General features: G+C 64.0%; 16 protein-coding genes. 6 read left to right on the forward strand and 10 right to left on the reverse strand.

The genetic code is table 11. The features are described 5' to 3' along the window. Positions 1-7: 7 nt before the first annotated feature. The 3 genes from DESPIGER_RS02540 to DESPIGER_RS02550 all read right to left on the reverse strand — a co-directional run bounded on the left by DESPIGER_RS02540 (position 8) and on the right by DESPIGER_RS02550 (position 3,032). A complete protein-coding gene (locus DESPIGER_RS02540) occupies positions 8-457 on the reverse strand; it encodes a YkgJ family cysteine cluster protein (RefSeq protein ID WP_072332660.1) in 450 nt (149 codons plus the stop codon). A 10-nt stretch (positions 458-467) separates the two neighbouring features. After that, on the reverse strand, positions 468-893 hold the full coding sequence (locus DESPIGER_RS02545; RefSeq protein WP_072332664.1) for a CoA-binding protein: 426 nt from the start codon (positions 891-893) through the stop codon (positions 468-470). Positions 894-1,013: 120 nt separating this feature from the next. After that, the gene (locus DESPIGER_RS02550) at positions 1,014-3,032 is read right to left on the reverse strand and encodes a cation:proton antiporter (RefSeq protein ID WP_072332667.1); all 2,019 of its coding nucleotides are present in this window, start codon (positions 3,030-3,032) and stop codon (positions 1,014-1,016) included. A 119-nt stretch (positions 3,033-3,151) separates the two neighbouring features. Here DESPIGER_RS02550 and DESPIGER_RS02555 point away from each other — a divergent pair, with 119 nt between their 5' ends. Beyond that, the gene (locus tag DESPIGER_RS02555; protein ID WP_072332669.1) at positions 3,152-3,661 is read left to right on the forward strand and encodes a nitroreductase family protein; all 510 of its coding nucleotides are present in this window, start codon (positions 3,152-3,154) and stop codon (positions 3,659-3,661) included. 95 nt (positions 3,662-3,756) lie between these two features. On the opposite strand, the gene gdhA is transcribed toward DESPIGER_RS02555, so the two are convergent. Both gdhA and DESPIGER_RS02565 read right to left on the reverse strand, forming a co-directional pair. After that, positions 3,757-5,109 carry an NADP-specific glutamate dehydrogenase gene (gdhA, locus tag DESPIGER_RS02560; RefSeq protein ID WP_072332671.1) on the reverse strand — a complete coding sequence of 451 codons (1,353 nt, stop codon included), beginning with the start codon at positions 5,107-5,109 and terminating at the stop codon, positions 3,757-3,759. 117 nt (positions 5,110-5,226) lie between these two features. Next, a complete protein-coding gene (locus DESPIGER_RS02565) occupies positions 5,227-6,156 on the reverse strand; it encodes an AraC family transcriptional regulator (protein ID WP_072332673.1) in 930 nt (309 codons plus the stop codon). A gap of 293 nt (positions 6,157-6,449) precedes the next feature. On the opposite strand from DESPIGER_RS02565, the gene DESPIGER_RS02575 reads away from it, so the two are divergent. The 3 genes from DESPIGER_RS02575 (at position 6,450) to DESPIGER_RS02585 (ending at position 9,318) form a co-directional block, all read left to right on the forward strand. Continuing rightward, positions 6,450-7,298, forward strand: a complete 849-nt coding sequence (locus tag DESPIGER_RS02575; protein WP_072332678.1) for a substrate-binding domain-containing protein — start codon at positions 6,450-6,452, stop codon at positions 7,296-7,298. A 262-nt stretch (positions 7,299-7,560) separates the two neighbouring features. Then, positions 7,561-8,979, forward strand: coding sequence for a dihydrolipoyl dehydrogenase (gene lpdA / locus DESPIGER_RS02580; RefSeq protein WP_072332681.1), 1,419 nt, complete (start codon positions 7,561-7,563; stop codon positions 8,977-8,979). 9 nt (positions 8,980-8,988) lie between these two features. Then, positions 8,989-9,318, forward strand: a complete 330-nt coding sequence (locus tag DESPIGER_RS02585; protein WP_072332684.1) for a DMT family transporter — start codon at positions 8,989-8,991, stop codon at positions 9,316-9,318. Between the two features lie 168 nt (positions 9,319-9,486). Here the strand turns inward: DESPIGER_RS02585 and DESPIGER_RS02590 are convergent, their stop codons facing one another. The 5 genes from DESPIGER_RS02590 to ychF form a co-directional block, all read right to left on the reverse strand. Then, entirely contained in the window at positions 9,487-9,966 is a 480-nt protein-coding gene (locus DESPIGER_RS02590; protein ID WP_231927617.1) for a flavodoxin, read from the reverse strand. A 134-nt stretch (positions 9,967-10,100) separates the two neighbouring features. Then, positions 10,101-10,595 (reverse strand): cupin domain-containing protein, encoded by a 495-nt coding sequence (locus DESPIGER_RS02595; RefSeq protein ID WP_072332690.1) that lies wholly within the window; start codon positions 10,593-10,595, stop codon positions 10,101-10,103. Between the two features lie 14 nt (positions 10,596-10,609). Continuing rightward, a complete protein-coding gene (locus DESPIGER_RS02600; RefSeq protein WP_072332693.1) occupies positions 10,610-11,566 on the reverse strand; it encodes a DUF362 domain-containing protein in 957 nt (318 codons plus the stop codon). Positions 11,567-11,597: 31 nt separating this feature from the next. Further along, positions 11,598-12,317, reverse strand: coding sequence for a carboxymuconolactone decarboxylase family protein (locus DESPIGER_RS02605; protein WP_072332696.1), 720 nt, complete (start codon positions 12,315-12,317; stop codon positions 11,598-11,600). Positions 12,318-12,555: 238 nt separating this feature from the next. Next, on the reverse strand, positions 12,556-13,656 hold the full coding sequence (gene ychF, locus DESPIGER_RS02610) for a redox-regulated ATPase YchF (RefSeq protein WP_072332699.1): 1,101 nt from the start codon (positions 13,654-13,656) through the stop codon (positions 12,556-12,558). Between the two features lie 326 nt (positions 13,657-13,982). Between ychF and ispG the strand changes: the two genes are divergently transcribed. Beyond that, positions 13,983-15,059: a flavodoxin-dependent (E)-4-hydroxy-3-methylbut-2-enyl-diphosphate synthase gene (ispG, locus tag DESPIGER_RS02615; RefSeq protein ID WP_072332702.1), complete on the forward strand. Its 1,077-nt coding sequence runs from the start codon at positions 13,983-13,985 to the stop codon at positions 15,057-15,059. After that, positions 15,059-16,789 (forward strand): proline--tRNA ligase, encoded by a 1,731-nt coding sequence (locus DESPIGER_RS02620; protein ID WP_072332704.1) that lies wholly within the window; start codon positions 15,059-15,061, stop codon positions 16,787-16,789. The genes ispG and DESPIGER_RS02620 overlap by 1 nt, the downstream gene beginning before the upstream one ends. Positions 16,790-16,812: the final 23 nt, after the last annotated feature.

Below are 16,812 nucleotides of genomic sequence, written 5' to 3' on the forward strand. Positions count from 1 at the left end.
AGGGCGCTTATTTGTCCAGGATCAGGGCATTGGCCTCACAGCTGCCGTCATTGGCCAGCAGGCCGTTCTCCTGCAGGTACCGTCTTCCCTGGGCGGCAAAGTCGGCATGACTGATCTCTTTGGGGATGCCGGGGCAAAACTCCTTGGCCAGATGCAGGCTGACGGGATCTTCTATGTTGCCCCGGAAAAAGGGCCAGGCTTTGCAGATGGACGGTTTGCCTTCATGGACGATGCAGCCTTTGCCTTCCCGGAAGAAGATGCAGTAGCCGTCCTCACCCACGCGGATCTTGAGCTTGCTCCCCGCATATTCCCCGAACCGGCGTATCACCTCTTCCGCCTCCATGTGGAGGGTGGCACAGAGCCGCTTCAGGTCTGACGGGCTGACGACGATGCCGCCTTTTCCCTTGCAGCAGTGGCCGCACATCTTGCAGGAAAAGGCCTGGGTTTCTTGGCTCATTTCGATATCCTCAGAATTGTTTTGGCGAAGGAAGCAGGCGGGTGTGCTCGACCATGATGCAGAGATCTTCCACCACAAGGATATGCTCGGGTTCCAGCAGGGCCCGTGCCTCGGTGGAGCGGATGCCTTCCTGCATCCAGAAGCAGCGGGGCTTCCAGGGCAGGGCCAGCACCTCCTGCGCATGGGCGGGACAGTACCGGGGAGCGCGGAAAAGGTCGATGATGTCCACCGGCCGGGGCAGGGACGCCAGATCGGGATAGGCCGTCAGGCCCCAGACGGTCTTGCGCACGGGATGTACCGGGAAGATGGTGTAGCCCTTGTCCATCAGGTAGCGTCCCACCCTGTCCACGGGCTGGCCGGCCCTGTCCTTGGCGCCAACGATGGCGATGCTGCGGGATCGCTGGAGTACGTCCCGGATGGCGGTGAAAGAAAGCATCCATGCCCTCCATAAGGGATTGTCCCGGCACAGCCGGCGGAAAGTCGAATATACGGGCTGACAGGGACAAGTGCAAGCCTGGGCCCGGACATGGCGGAAACTTGTGTCCCTGCCGCGGCATCAGGCCTGGGGAACTTTCTGTGCGCCCGCAGCGCCGGGATCGGCGGGTGCCGCACAGATGACCGGCTTGACGGCAAAGAGCTTGTCCGTTTTGCCGAACAGGTAGAGCAAGTCGCCGGCCTCCATGACGAAGTCGGCGGGCGGGGAAGCTATCACGTCCTGCTCGCCGCGGGCCACGGCCACCACGGTCACGGCATGTTCCCGGCGCAGATTGCTCTGGGCAAGGCTGAGCCCGCACAGGGGCGAGCCCGCTTCCAGGCGCATGGTCTGCACGCCCATCTCGGGCAGACGGCTGGCAACGCTTTCCAGACTGTCCGCGGCACTGCTCATGCGCCGGATCATGCGGTAGTTCTGCTGGCGCAGGCGGGCGGAGAAGGCGTCGATGTCCTGACGGGGCACCAGATACTGGGTCAGCACCTGGTTGAACACCTCGATGGAGGTCTCGAACTCCTCGGCGATGACCACATTGGCTCCCAGGCGGCGCAGCGGGGCGACCTCGGTGATGAACCGGGTGCGGGCCACGATATAGAGGTCGGGGTTCATGCGCCGGGCTTCCAGGGTGATGGCGCGCACGGCCGCCGGGTCGGAAATGATGATGGCCAGGACCCGGGCCGTATAGACTCCCAGATGCTCAAGGATGACGGGCTGTGAGGCATCCCCGTGCGATATGGGCTCCTTGTTCTTGTAGCGGCTCACGGTCTCGGGGTTCATCTCCAGGATGATGTAGGGGATGCCGGACTCCTTGGCCACCTGGGCCAGATGCTTGCCGCTGATGCCGAAGCCCACGATGATGAGATGATCCTTGAGGCTGCTTGTCTTCTGCTGTTCGTCTTCCGGGCTGGCGGCTTCCTTGCCGCGTCCTCTGGTCAGCAGGGCAGCGGCGCGGGGAGCCAGGTTGATGAGGAAGGGCGTGAGCATCATGGTGATGACGCTCAGGGCCAGGAAGGACTGGTAGCCGATATCGTTGAGCAGGCCGGCGGCCAGACCGGAGGCGGCCAGCACGAAGGAAAATTCCCCGACCTGCGCGAGGCTGAGGGACGTCTGGATGGCCGTGCGCAGCGGGTAGCCCTGCACCAGGACGGCGGGCATGGTCAGCAGGCTCTTGATCAGGATGAACAGCAGGGTATTGAACAGGATGGCCCAGACGTGCTGGAGGAAGAAGGACAGGTCCAGCATCATGCCCACGGAGATGAAGAACAGGCTCATGAACACGTCACGGTAGGGCATGATGCCCGAGATGACGCTCATGCTGTACTGGGAACGGGCCAGCATGAGGCCCGCCAGAAAGGCCCCCAGCGAAAGGGAAAGGCCCAGGCTGTGGGTCAGCAGGGCCATGCCGAAACAGGTTCCCAGCGTGGAAAGGAAGAGCAGCTCGCGCGAACGGGTGCGCATGACCGCTTCCATGAAACGGTTGAGGCCCAGATGCGCGGCCAGCAGCACGGCCCCGAGGATGCCCCCTACCTTCAGCACCGAAAGCAGCATGTCCAGGGGAGCCATGTGGAAATGCCCGGACAGCAGGGGCACACAGAGCATCATGGGCGCGACCATGATGTCCTGAAAAACGAGGATGGCCAGGGACAGGCGCCCCGTCGGCGTGCTGGTGATGCCTTTTTGCTGGAAGATCTGCAGGACGATGGCCGAAGAGGACAGGGCCACGAGACAGCCCCAGAAGATGCCGCTGGGCAGGCTGGTACCGTCCAGCAAGGTGGTGAGCCCGGCTACGGCCAGGACCGTCAGGCCGATCTGCAGGCTGCCCCCAAGGAACACGGGGCGTTTCAGGCGGCTCAGGGCATCGCCGGACAGTTCCATGCCGATGGTGAACAGCAGCATGGCCACGCCCAGTTCCGCCACGTCGCTGATGGACTGGCTGTCCACGATGCCCAGCAGGGAAGGCCCGCACAAAACACCGGTCAGCAGAAATCCCACGGTTGCCGTCAGCTTTATCTTGTTGCATACAAGATTGACGACGATGGAAAGCAGGAAAATGATGACCAGTTCATCAAGCAGTTCAAAATGCATGTGTACCTCCGGTGCAGGTGCGAACCCGCACGGCATGCGTCGCTCCCGGACCGGCTGGGCATGCCGTTTGCAAGGGAGCCATCATAAAAAAAGGCGGCCAAAGCCGCAAGGGAGTACTTATGGACGTGTTTGAAGCCATCAGGACCCGGCGCAGCATCCGTTCCTTCACTGAGGAACCCGTCAGCCAGGAAGACATGGACCGCATGCTGGAGGCTGCCATGTGCGCCCCCAGCGCCAACAACCGCCAGCCCTGGCATTTCGTCGTGATCCGTGACCGCGAGATGCTGCGCAGGGTGGCGGAGGTCCATCCTTATGCCAAGATGGCGGCAGGGGCGGCCGCAGCCGTCATCATCTGCGCCGACCTGAACGAAGAGAAGACCCCCGGCTTCTGGGTCCAGGACTGTTCGGCGGCCACGCAGAATTTCATGCTGGCGGCGCGTGCCCTGAACATCGGCACGGTCTGGTGCGGCCTGCACCCCGTCGAGGACAGGGCCCGGCCGTTCCGCGAGATCTTCCATATGCCGGAAAGTGTCCGGCCCCTGAGCCTGATCGTCCTTGGGCATACGGACCAGGAATTCAAGGCCGTTGAGCGTTTCCGCGCCGAGCGCGTCCATAACGAGGACTGGTAGGCCGGGACGCCCGTACGGCTGCGGCGGCTGCGGAGGAGAGCCATGAAAAAAGCCCGGCCATGCCGGGCTTTTTTCATGAGAGTCGGGAAACAGGTCTAGCAGACGCCCTGAGCGATCATGGCATCGGCCACCTTGCGGAAGCCGGCGATGTTGGCACCCAGCACCAGGTTGTCGGGCTGGCCGAATTCCTTGGCGGTCGCGGCAGCGTTCTTGTAGATATTGCCCATGATGTCCTTCAGCTTGCCGTCGACGGTCTCGAAGGTCCAGCTCTGCATGCCGGCATTCTGCTGCATTTCCAGCTGGCTGGTGGCCACGCCGCCGGCGTTGGCAGCCTTGGCCGGGCCGTAGGCGATGCCGGCTTCCAGGAAGGCGTGCACGGCGTCCAGGGTGGAAGGCATGTTGGCGCCTTCGGCCACGCACTTGCAGCCGTTGGCCAGCAGGGTCTTGGCGTCGGCCAGGTTCAGTTCGTTCTGGGTGGCGCAGGGGAAGGCGGCAAAGCAGGGCACGGACCACACGGCATTGCGGCCTTCGGGGTATTCGGCCACCGGGGTGTGCTTGGCGGTGGGCACCAGTTCGGCGTAGCGGGTCAGGGAAGCGCGTTCCACTTCCTTCACCTGCTTGAGCACATCGACCTTGATGCCTTCGGGATCATAGATCATGCCGCGGGAGTCGGACACGGTGACGGGCCTGGCGCCCAGCTGGAGCAGCTTTTCGCAGCAGTAGGTAGCCACGTTGCCGGCACCGGAAACGGCGCAGACCTTGCCTTCCAGGTTTTCGCCGCGGTCTTCCAGCATGTTCTGGGCAAAATACACAGCGCCGTAACCGGTGGCTTCCGTACGGGCCAGGGAACCGCCGAAGAGCAGGTTCTTGCCGGTCAGCACGCCTTCATAGCTGCGGGTCAGGCGCTTGAACTGGCCGAACATGTAGCCCACTTCACGGCCGCCCACGCCGATGTCACCGGCGGGCACGTCGATGGTGGCACCGATGTGGCGGTGCAGCTCGGTCATGAAGGCCTGGCAGAAACGCATGACTTCGTTCTCGGACTTGCCCTTGGGATCGAAGTCGGAGCCGCCCTTGCCGCCGCCGATGGCCAGACCGGTCAGGGAGTTCTTGAAGATCTGTTCGAAGCCCAGGAACTTGAGGATGCCCAGGTTCACGCTGGGATGGAAGCGCAGGCCGCCCTTGTAGGGGCCGATGGCGGAGTTGTACTGCACGCGGTAGCCGCGGTTGACCTGGATCTCACCCTTGTCGTCCACCCATTCCACACGGAAGCTGATGATGCGTTCGGGCTCGGTGATGCGCTCGAGGATCTTGTTCTTCTCGTACTTGGCGTCTTTGTCCAGCAGGGGCTGGAGGGTCATCAGCACTTCTTCCACGGCCTGGAGGAAGACAGGTTCGCTGGCGTACTTCTGTTTCAGGCCTTCAATGACTCGTTGAGCGTAAGACATGGGTGCACTCCTCTGTGCTCTGTGTGCGCATAGCGCAAAAAACGTTGAATCCTGCCGTGAGAGGCAGGAACTTTTCTTACGCAGTTTCCCCGAGCCTTGCAATACGTTTTTCGGCGCTCAGTGGGAGTTGTCAGGCAGGCAGGCGTCGTGGCGGCGCATCCTTTTCAGGTCGCGGAGGGGCGGTTCGCCGAACAGGCGTTTGTAATCCCGGTTGAATTGTGCCGTACTTTCGTAGCCTACGGCCAGTCCCGCGCTGCCCGCGTCCATCTCGCCGGCCAGCATCAGGCGCTGGGCTTCATACAGGCGCAGCCGTTTGTGGTACTGCAGCGGGCTCATGCCCGTGACCTCCTTGAAATGCCGGTGGAAGGTCGATGTCCCCATATTGACCTGGCGGGCCAGCTGGCTCACCAGCAGGGGGGTGCGGTAGTTCTTGCGGAGCCAGTCCGTGGCCCGGGCGATGCTGTTGGCCTGGGTGCCGTGGGTGTTGAGCTGGCGCAGACCGGCTCCCTGCGGGCCGATGAGCAGCAGGTAGTGGATCTCGCGGATGACCAGCGGCGCAAGGATGGGGATCCTTTCCGGTGTGTCCAGGAGCCGGGCCAGCCGCAGGAAAGCGTCCAGAAGTTCAGGGCTGCTCGTCCCCAGGCTGACACCGCTGTCCGGGCGGGCCGGGGGCGGGGCGGCATCGGCCATGTCCTTGACCATCTGGCCGGTCAGGCTCCTGTCCAGCTCCAGCGACATGGCCAGGAAAGGATGCTCACGGCAGGCCTTGAGGACGCGGAAGGCGTTGGGCATGTCGATACCCGTGACCAGGCACTGTCCTTCTCCGTAATGGATCTCCCTGTCCCCCAGCATGGCGATCTTTTCTCCCTGCACGATGATGGATGCTGAAGGTTTGCCGAGGCATGTGGTGGTGTGGCAGGTTTCGAGCCTGCGCGTGACCAGGCCGGGCACGGGACTGTCATATGTGCCCGTGTCGGGCATGTGCCGGAGCAGGATCTCCTTGATGCGGGCATTGATGCGGAGCAGTTCGGCGTGCGGGTCGAGCATGGGGACATCCTTCGTTGAAAAAGGCCGTAACGTTTCAAATATAAGCAAGTTGCCGTGACCTGAACAGTGAAAGAGAGGATTTGGCAAAAAAAGAGCATGAATGTATCGCCTGCGGGCACAGCTGCCCGGACCGGCAAAGCCGGAAGGGATACATGAATGCCCCCGTGTCCCTGCCGGTCATGAGCCGGCATGCGACCGGCGTATTGTCCGAAAGTTTTTTTTGGGGCACAGTGACCGGAAGTGACGGAAGGCCGGGCATCCCGTCCGGCTGCAAGCCCATCAGGAGGAAAAGCATGAAGTTTTCCCGCATGGCCAGCCTGGTCTGCCTGCTGTGTCTGTTCCCCTTCTCCATCCCCGCCCAGGCTGCGGACAGCCTGAGGATCTCCAGCACCATCGGCCCGGTGGATGCCGGCATCCTGCCGCTGCTGGCCGACACCTTCAGCCAAAAGACCGGCATCACCATCAGCATGGAAAAAGCCGGGACCGGCAAGACCCTGAAAAAGGCCGAGAGCGGGGCCTTCGACCTGGTGATGGTCCACGCCCGCAAGCTTGAGGACGCCTTTGTGGCCGCCGGTTTCGGCGTGGATCGTCGCGATGTCATGTACAATGACTTCGTCATCCTGGGACCTGCCGGTGACCCGGCGGGCATCAAGGGCATGAAGAGCGCTGCCGCAGCCTTTGCCGCCATCGCCAGGGCCGGTGCCCCCTTCGTTTCCCGCGGGGACAGGTCCGGCACCCACGTCAAGGAAATGGACATCTGGCAGGCTGCCGGCATCCAGCCCGCAGGCACCTGGTATGAGGTCTATGCCGACGGTGCCAAGGGCAACAAGGCCACGACGCTGTATACGGACAGAAAGCAGGCCTACACCCTGATGGATCGTGCCACCTGGCTGACCCTCAAGGATACGGTCACGGTGGTGCCGCTGGTGGAGAACGACCCCATCATGCTCAATCTCATCGCCATCATCCGGGTCAATCCCGACAAGTTCCCCCAGGTCCACAAGGATGCCGCCCTGAAGTTCGCGGACTGGCTGGTGGAGGATGAAGCCCAGACCATCATCCGTGATTTCGGCAAGGACACGTACGGTCAGCCCCTGTTCTTCCCCAATTCCGACCAGTGGCATGCCAGGCACGGCAAGTAGGTGATGGCTGCGGGGGCCCCGCATGTGGATGGCTTTCCGCTTCTCATACGGTACCATGCGCCGGGCGAGCGCATGACGCCGGCCTGGCGGTCCGTTTGCGGGCATGGCATCCAGCGGGCTGCCGCATGCCAGCGCGCACCGCATGGGGGCATCCGTTTTGCCGCGGGCCTTGACCGGGCAGATGGGATGGGTCACTATCCTTGCAGTGAAATTTATAAAATTCAGGATATTGAAAAGACAAATCAGCGCAACAGGAGGCTGCATGAAACGTCTGACCGTCATCGGTGGTGGCCCCGGCGGCTATACGGCGGCTTTTGCCGCTGCCCGTGCGGGCATGGAAGTGACGCTGGTGGAGGCCGCCCGTCTGGGCGGGACCTGCCTCAATGCCGGCTGCATCCCCACCAAGACCCTCAAGGCTTCGGCCGAGGCCCTGGAGACCGCCCTGCGTCTGGCCGAGTTCGGCATCACCTGCGAAGGCACGCCCCGCGTGGATCCGGCCGCTGTGCTGGCCCGCAAGGAAAAGGTCGTCGACATTTTGCGCGGCGGTCTGGAAAAGACCTGTGCCCGCCTCAAAGTGCGCCTGTGCACTGGTCACGGCAGGGTGCTGGATGCCCGCCATGTGGAGGTGGGCATGGCCGACGGCAGCGTGGAAGTGGTGGAGAACGACGCCCTCATCCTGGCGACCGGCTCCCGGGTGGCGGAGCTGCCCGGCCTGGCGTTCGACCACACCCACATCCTGAGCAGCGACGATGCCTTGCAGCTGGACCGTGTACCCCGGCGCCTGGTCATCGTGGGCGGCGGCGTCATCGGCTGCGAGATGGCCTTTATCTATCGCGCCTTCGGCGCGCAGGTGACCGTGGTGGAAGGCCAGAACCGCCTGCTGCCCATGCCGTCCATGGATGCCGATGTCAGCACCCTGCTGCAGCGCGAGATGAAGAAGCGCCGCATCGCCTGTGAGCTGGGCCGTACCCTCAGGGATGTGCGGGTAGAGGAGGGCGTGGTGCGCGCCACGCTGACGGCCTCTCCCTTCGTGGACAAGCCCACGCCCGCCCAGCAGAAGGAAGTGCCCGTTGAAGCCGACATGGTGCTGGTGACCGTGGGTCGCTGCCCGGCCACGGAAGGCCTGGGACTGGCCGAGGCCGGTATTGCGACCGACCGCCGCGGCTGGGTCGTGGTGGACGATGCCCTGAAGACGTCCCTGCCCGGAGTGTACGCCATCGGCGATTTGCTGGGCCCCTCCCGGGTGATGCTGGCCCATGTGGCGGCCATGGAAGGCCTGTGCGTGGTGGAGAGCCTGTGCGGCAAGCCGCGTGCCATGCGCTATGATGCCGTGCCGTCCGGCGTGTTCACCTCGCCCGAAGTGGGCAGCGTGGGCCTGAGCGAGCAGCAGGCCCGTGAACAGGGCCTGGACGTGCGCTGCGTCACCTTCCAGATGCGCGAGCTGGGCAAGGCCCAGGCCATGGGCGAGCTGCCGGGCTTCTTCAAACTGGTGGCAGCCACGGACAGCGGCCGTCTGCTGGGGGCGCACATCGCGGGTGCCCATGCCTCGGACCTGGTGGCGGAAGCCGCCCTGGCCGTGGCCAACGGCCTGACCCTGGAGCAGGTGGCCCATACCATCCATGCCCATCCCACGCTGGCCGAAGGCCTGTATGAGGCCGCGCTGCTGGCACAGGAGGGGTAGGGAAGGGCCGTGCACTGGTTGCTGCTCCTGCTGGCCATCGGCTCGGAGATCGTGGCCACATCGCTGTTGAAAGAAACGCAGGGCTTTACCCGCCTGCTGCCGTCGCTGCTCTGTATCGGCGGGTATGCCCTGGCTTTTTATCTGCTTTCGGTGGTGGTCAGATATGTGCCCGTGGGCATCGCCTATGCCTTGTGGTCAGGCATAGGCGTGGTCATCGTTTCCCTGGTGGGCTGGTTTTTCTTCCACCAGAAGCTGGATGCACCGGCCATGATCGGACTGGGCCTCATCATCGCCGGAGTGGCCGTCATGCATCTTTTTTCCAAAAGCATGGAACTGTGACGAAGAGGGCGGCAGGAGACATCCTGCCGCCCTTCCTCTTCAGGAGGACGGCATCCTTTTTTGTCCAGGCATGCCGGTTCTTGCCGGAATGGCCGGTATCCGCCCGCTGTCCTCCGCTTTTCCGGGGCAGAGGCGCGCGGAACAGCAGGGGATGTCCCGCAGGCATCCTTACTGGGCGGACAGCAGTCCCGTCTTCCGCAGCCAGGATTCCACCTGCTGGCGGGCGCCATCCACCCGGCTGCCGCGCACGGCCAGCCCTTCGCGTATCTGCGAGGCAGGGCACAGGCGGCGCAGGTCGGCAGGAGCGCTGCCAAGGCCGGACCCTTCGTGCGTGATGAAGGGGACGAGCGTTTTTCCGTCCAGGGCCGCCGTGGACAGGAAGGTGCGTACCGGACCGGCAAAGGTGCCCCACCAGCTGGGCGATCCCACAAGGATGACGTCATAGCGGCTGACCATGTCCAGCGGATTTTTCAGCGGCGGCAGGAAGCCCTGCTGCTTTTCCTTCTTGGCCTGGCTGACGACCGTGTCATAGTCGCGGGGATAAGGCGTGACAGGTTCCAGATCCAGCAGGTCACAGCCGGTCAGGGCCTGGATATGCCGGGCGATGGCGCGTGTATTGCCCGTATGGGAATAAAAGACGACAAGCATGTGGTGTGCCTCCTGCGTTTGAAGGGCAGCGCGGCCCGTGCCCGGAAGGAGCAGGCCGCCTGCGAGGGATGCGAGGGCCATCAGGATCTGACGGCGTCCGTTGGTGTGCTTTTCCATGTCGATCTCCTTTGTGCTCAACGGCCGGCGTACTGGCTGTCGGTAACGGGTTCCAGCCATTCCACGACCTTGCCGGGCTCTGTTTCTTCGCAGATGGAGATGTGCGTCATGGCGCTGCCGGGGGCGGCTCCGTGCCAGTGCTTGACCTTGGCCGGGCAGATGACCACGTCTCCGGCCCTGATCTCCTGGATGGGCTTGCCCCATTCCTGGGTCAGGCCGATCCCGGCGGTGACGATGAGCACCTGCCCCACAGGGTGGACATGCCAGTGGGACCGGGCGCCGGGCTCAAAGGTGACGCTGCCGCCGCTGGAGCGCATGGCGTTGTTGGCGGCGTACAGGGGATCGATGCGCACGGTCCCGGTGAAAAAGCGGGGAGAACCTTTGACGGGCGTCTGCTGCCCGCAGCGGATGATCGTCTGGCCGCGTTCCTGGGCGGATACGCTGGCAGGCTCGGTGCAGACAGCGGCCAGCAGGCCGCCGCACAGGGCAAGCAGGGAAAGGAAACGTCGCATGACATGACCTCCTGTCAGGACAGGGAAACAAGATCGTAGCGGGCATGGCCCATGCCCAGGGCCTCCATGTATTCCAGCTGGCGCAGACCGCTGCGGCTTTCGATGCGTTCCACGAGATCATGGCGCTGCCTTTCGGGCAGGGCATAGACCATGTCCACGGACGCCTGGTCCACGGCCAGCAGATCGGTGGAGGCCAGGATGCCGATATCCGGGGCGGTGGGTTCGGCGGCGCCGGTCCCCGCGCAGTCGCAGTCCACGGACATGCGGCGCAGGACATTGATGTACGCCATATGTCCTTTGAAGTGGGTGGTAATGGCCTTGCCGCCTTCCACCATGCGCTCCATGAACAGCGGGCCGCCCGCCCACAGATTGGTGCCGTCGCTGTGCAGCTGCGCCTTGCCGGTCTTGCCGGAAGCGCAGCCGATGGCGATATTCTTGAGCGAACCGCCAAAACCGCCCATCGTATGGCCCTTGAAGTGGGTCAGCACCAGCATGGAATCATAGTTGAGCAGGTTCTTGCCCACGGCCACTTCCTTGAGGTGCCGTCCGCCGGGGATGGGCAGGGAGACGTCGCCGTCGGCATCCATGATGTCCACCGGGCAGAAGGTCCAGCCGTTGGTCCGCAGGGTCTCGCGATGGCCTTCCGTGGTCTGGCGGGGACTGGGGTAGAGGACGTTGCACTCCACGATGGTGCTGTCCGGGATGCGGGCCTGCAGGGCCCGCACCATGTCGCGCGGCAGGATGTTGGGGCCGTGGGGCTCACCGGTGTGGAGCTTGATGGCTATGCGCCCCTGCAACGGGGCACAGACCTTTTCATAGATGCGCAGCAGGCTCTCCGTCGTGATCTCGGACGTGAAGTACACGGTGGCCTTCGTTTCCGAGGGTCGGGCCTGCAGCGGCAGACTGTGGACAGCCAGGGAACCCAGGGCAAGGCCGCCCGCCTTGATGAACTGTCGTCTGTTCACGGACATGGTATTTCCTCCGTCGTTGGGTGTGGGAACATCAGCGTAAGGCGAGCACCCTGCGGGCCACAACGCGGGCCGCATCCGCCTCCTGCCTGCCGACACGGGCCGCCAGCAGGTCAAGGAAGCCCTCCAGCTCCTGCTGGTCCAGCCCGCAGTTCATGGCTGCCCCCATATGGAATTGCAGCTGGCCTCCCAGCCCGGGCAGGCTGGCCAGGGCGGCGATGGTGCACAGTTCGCGTTCTTTGCGGTCGAGCACGTCACGGGCGAAGATGTCCGCAAAAAGATGTTCCTTCAGAAAGGTATCGATGACCGGGGCAAAGGCCAGGACGCCGGACGGGGGCTGGATCTCCTTTTGTCCGCCAAGGTCGGCCCGGACACGGGCGCCGTACGCCTCCCGGTCCAGGTCAGGCGGCAGGGGAGAGGCGGCCTTTCCTTCGGTGTCCGTGATGCCCCGGGCACGGCGCTGCTCCAGGACTTCCATGAAGACCTGCAGCCCGTTCAGGCTGCGGGGAAAGCCGATGTAGGCATACAGATGGGTCAGGACTTCCTTGATCTCATTGATGCTCAACCCGGCATCCAGCGCCTGGTCCAGGGCAGGGCGCAGGCGGTCCAGATCGCCGCGGGCGGTGTAGGCGGACACGAGCACCATGCTCTGCTGCCGCCCGTCAAGGCCTTTGGCCGGGCTGTTCTCCGCCTGCAGCAGCGGGAACAGGAACATGAGGATGACCAGGAGGGGAAGAAGGTATCTGCGTCGCATGGCAAGCTCCTTGAGGAAGATCATGGAACGAACCTAGCGCGCCCGCGGCGGGGGGGAAATATCCGATCGACGCTAAAAATTGTCTGATCGTCGCAACGACGGAGGAAAGACGGAAAAAAGGAAGGAAAGGCGGCCATCCGCTCACGGGGCGGGGATGGGCGCCTGTATGGCGGCCGCCGGGCGGCATAAAAAAGGGACGGCTGTTGCCGTCCCTGTGAAGATCGTTGGCCTGATGCGGCTAGACGTTGAACAGGAAGTGCATGACGTCGCCGTCCTGCACCACATATTCCTTGCCTTCCACGCGCAGCACGCCGTCGGAACGGCAGGCGGCCTCGCTTTCGTGGCTCATGTAGTCGGCATAGGAGATGACTTCGGCACGGATGAAACCGCGTTCAAAGTCGGTATGGATGACACCGGCGGCCTGGGGAGCCTTCCAGCCCTTGTGGATGGTCCAGGCGCGCACTTCGTCGGGACCGGCGGTGAAGTAGCTGCACAGGCCCAGCGTGTCGTAGCCGGTGCGGATGATGCGCACCAGACCGCTTTCCGAGATGCCATAGGAGGCAAGCATCTCTGCCTGTTCCCCGGCGGAAAGGCCCTGCAGCTCTTCTTCCAGCTTGGCGCAGATGCAGGCGAAACCGGAATGGCGTTCTTCGGCCAGCTGCTGCACGCGGGCCACAAAGTCGTTGCCGTCGGCCACGGCGGCTTCGTCCACGTTGGCGCAGTAGATGACGGGCTTGGCGGTCAGCAGGCCCAGTTCACGCCAGGACTGGAGGAAGGTCTCGTTGTCGGGCAGCTCGAAAGAGCGGGCGCCGTTACCGGCATTGAGGTGCTCCAGCAGGCCCTGCATGATCTCTGCGGCGGCCTTGGCGTCCTTGCTGCCCTTGGCCATCTTCTGCAGCTTTTCCAGGCGGCGTTCCACGCTCTGCAGGTCGGCCAGCAGCAGTTCGGTCTCGATGGTGTCGATGTCGCGCAGGGGGTCCACGCTGCCGTCCACATGAGTGATGTTCTCATCCTCGAAGCAGCGGACAACTTCCACGATGGCGGCGCATTCGCGGATATTGCCCAGGAACTGGTTGCCCAGGCCTTCGCCCTTGCTGGCGCCGCGCACCAGGCCGGCGATGTCGATGAAGTCCACACTGGCGTGGATGGTCTTTTTGGGCGAGACCTTGGCCGAAAGCGCGTCCACGCGCTCGTCGGGCACGGCCACGGTGGCCTTGTTGGGTTCGATGGTACAGAAAGGATAGTTGGCGGCCTGCGCGTTCTGCGCCTTGGTCAGGGCGTTGAACAGGGTGGATTTCCCCACGTTGGGCAGACCCACAATGCCGATGCTGAGGGACATGGCCTCTCCTTGCGGGCTTGGAAGTTCAGGGCCATGCGCCGGTGGCGCAGGCGGAAAAAGGCGCAGGAGCGCCCGGAACATGTCGTTGGAATGGGGAGTTTATAGGCAAAAGCCGTACGGCTGGCAAGTATGGCGGCAGCGGGAGCCGCACAGTCCGTACCGGAGCGGGGCAGCCGGTACCGGGTGCACGCCGTGGTGCGGCAGCCCGGCGGGCGGGAAAGTGGCGCCGCCGTGTTTCCGCCCCGGACAGGACTTGGCTTGCCTGCTGAAATAGCATAAGACACTGGCGGCACTTTTGCTGCAAACCCAAATTTTCGAGGTCTGCCATGCAGGAAAAACGTATCAGCCGGGGCATCAGGCTGGGCAAGCTGACCATCGGCGGCGGCGCGCCGGTGATGGTGCAGAGCATGACCAATACCGATACCCGTGACGTGGAAGCCACGCTGGCCCAGATCGACCGCCTTGTGCGCCGCGGTTGCGAAGCGGTGCGCGTGGCCGTGCCCGACATGACGGCGGCCAGGGCCTTGCGGGCCCTGCATGACGGTTCGCCCGTGCCCCTCATCGCGGACATCCATTTCGACTACCGTCTGGCGCTGGCTGCCCTGGAGGCCGGGCTGGAGGGGCTGCGCATCAATCCCGGCAACATCGGGCCACGCGAGCATGTGGACCGTGTGGTGGATGCCGCCAAGGCCAACGGCGCCGTCATCCGGGTGGGCGTCAATTCCGGTTCCGTGGAAAAGCATCTGCTGCAGAAATACGGCGGCCCCTGCGTGGAAGCCATGGTGGAGAGCGCGCTCAGCCATGTGCGCATGCTGGAGGACCGGGGCTTCTACGATACTAAGATCTCCCTCAAGTCCTCTTCGGTGCTCGATACCATCGCGGCCTATCGCCTGCTGGCCAGATCCTGCGATTATCCGCTGCACATCGGCGTCACCGAGGCGGGCGGGCTCATGCGCGGCACGGTCAAGTCCGCCGTGGGCCTGGGCATCCTGCTGCATGAGGGCATCGGCGACACCCTGCGCGTCTCGCTCACGGCCGATCCTGCCGAGGAAGTGACCGTGGCCTGGGAGATATTGCGGGCCCTGGGCCTGCGCCGTCGCGGGCCGGAGATCATCTCCTGTCCTACCTGCGGCCGCACGGAGATCGACCTTTTCGGCCTGGCGCGTGCCGTGGAGGATGCGCTGGCCGAGTCCACGGCGGACATCAAGGTCGCGGTCATGGGCTGTGTGGTCAACGGCCCCGGTGAGGCCCGCGAGGCCGACCTGGGCGTGGCCGGCGGCCGCGACAAAGGCATCATTTTCCGCAAGGGGGAAGTCATCCGTTCCGTCAGGGGACAGGACGCCCTGCTCGCGGCTTTTATGGAAGAACTTCAACGACTGCTTAAAGAAAAGGAAGCTCACTGATGCGTTTCAGCTCCACCTACATCCCCACGCTCAAGGAATCCCCGTCCGAAGCGGAAGTGGTCAGCCACAAGCTGCTGCTGCGCGCCGGCATGGTCCGCAAGCTCACCTCCGGCGTGTACATCTATCTGCCTCTGGGCCTGAAGGCCCTGGAAAACGTGCAGCGCGTGGTGCGCGAGGAAATGGACGCCGCCGGTTTCTCCGAGCTGCTCATGCCCATGGTCATCCCCGGCGACCTCTGGAAAGAGACCGGCCGCTGGGAGTACTACGGCAAGGAACTGCTGCGCTTCAAGGATCGCAACGACCGCGACTACTGCCTTGGCCCCACGCATGAGGAGGTCATCACCGACCTGGTGCGCGGCGAAGTGCGCTCCTACCGCCAGCTGCCCGTGCGCCTGTACCAGATCCAGACCAAGTTCCGCGACGAGATCCGCCCCCGCTTCGGCCTGATGCGCGGCCGTGAATTCGTCATGAAGGACGCCTACTCCTTCGATGCCAGCGATGCCGGTGCCGGCGAAAGCTACAAGCTGATGTACGACGCCTACTGCCGCATCTTCAGGCGCCTGGGCCTGCGCTTCCGCGCCGTGGAGGCGGACACCGGCTCCATCGGCGGCAATTTCTCGCACGAGTTCATGGTGCTGGCCGATACCGGCGAAGACACCATCGCCGCCTGCACCGGATGCAGCTACGCCGCCAACGTGGAACGCGCCGAAGTGGTCTGGAACGGCACGCCCTGCACCGAGACCTGCGCCCCCTACGAAAAGGTCGCCACGCCTGCGGCCCACACCGTGGAAGAAGTGAGCGCCATGCTCAAGGTGGCTCCTTCGCAGGTGGTCAAGACCATGCTTTTCGTGGTGGACGGCAAGACCGTGGCCGTGCTGGTGCGCGGCGACCGTGAAGTCAACGACATCAAGCTCAAGAACCTGCTCAACGCCACCACCGTGGAACTGGCTCCGGCCGCTGTTGTGGAAAAAGTCACGGCCGCGCCTCTGGGCTTTGCCGGTCCTGTGGGCCTGGATGTGCCCGTCTACGCCGACCTTGAGCTGCAGGGTGCCACCGATTACGTGGTGGGCGCCAATGCCGCTGACGCGCATCTGGTGCACGTGGACCTGCGCCGTGACGTGAAGGTCACGGCCTACGCCGACCTGCGCTGCATCACCCTGAGCGACCCCTGCCCGCGCTGCGGCGGCGCCATCGAGCTGCCCAAGGGCATCGAAGTGGGCCACATCTTCAAGTTGGGCACCAAGTACAGCGACGCCATGCATGCCGTGTATCTGGACGAGAACGGCAAGGAAAACGTCATGATCATGGGCTGCTACGGCATCGGCATCTCCCGTGTGGTGGCCTCTGCCATCGAGCAGAACCACGACGAGCACGGCATCATCTTCCCGCCCGCCGTGGCTCCTGTGGAATGCATCCTGCTCAACCTCGACCCCGGCAAGGAAGAGGTCAGCGCCAAGGCCGAAGAGATCTACGCCATGCTGTGCAGGGCCGGTGTGACCGTGCTGCTGGATGACCGCGAAGAACGTCCCGGCGTCAAGTTCAAGGATGCCGACCTCATCGGCGCGCCCATGCAGCTGGTGCTGGGCGGCAAGGGCCTGTCCCGCGGCGTGCTGGAATGCAAGGACCGCCGTACGGGCGAAAAGGGCGAGCTGCCCGTGGATGCCCTGGAAACCGCGCTGCCCCAGTGGATGGAAGGCGTGCGCAAGGCCTGGGCCGAACGCCGCGCCTAGGACGGCTGACAGCGGAGCCCCTG

This window comes from Desulfovibrio piger (assembly GCF_900116045.1).
Classification (GTDB): Bacteria; Desulfobacterota; Desulfovibrionia; order Desulfovibrionales; family Desulfovibrionaceae; genus Desulfovibrio; species Desulfovibrio piger_A.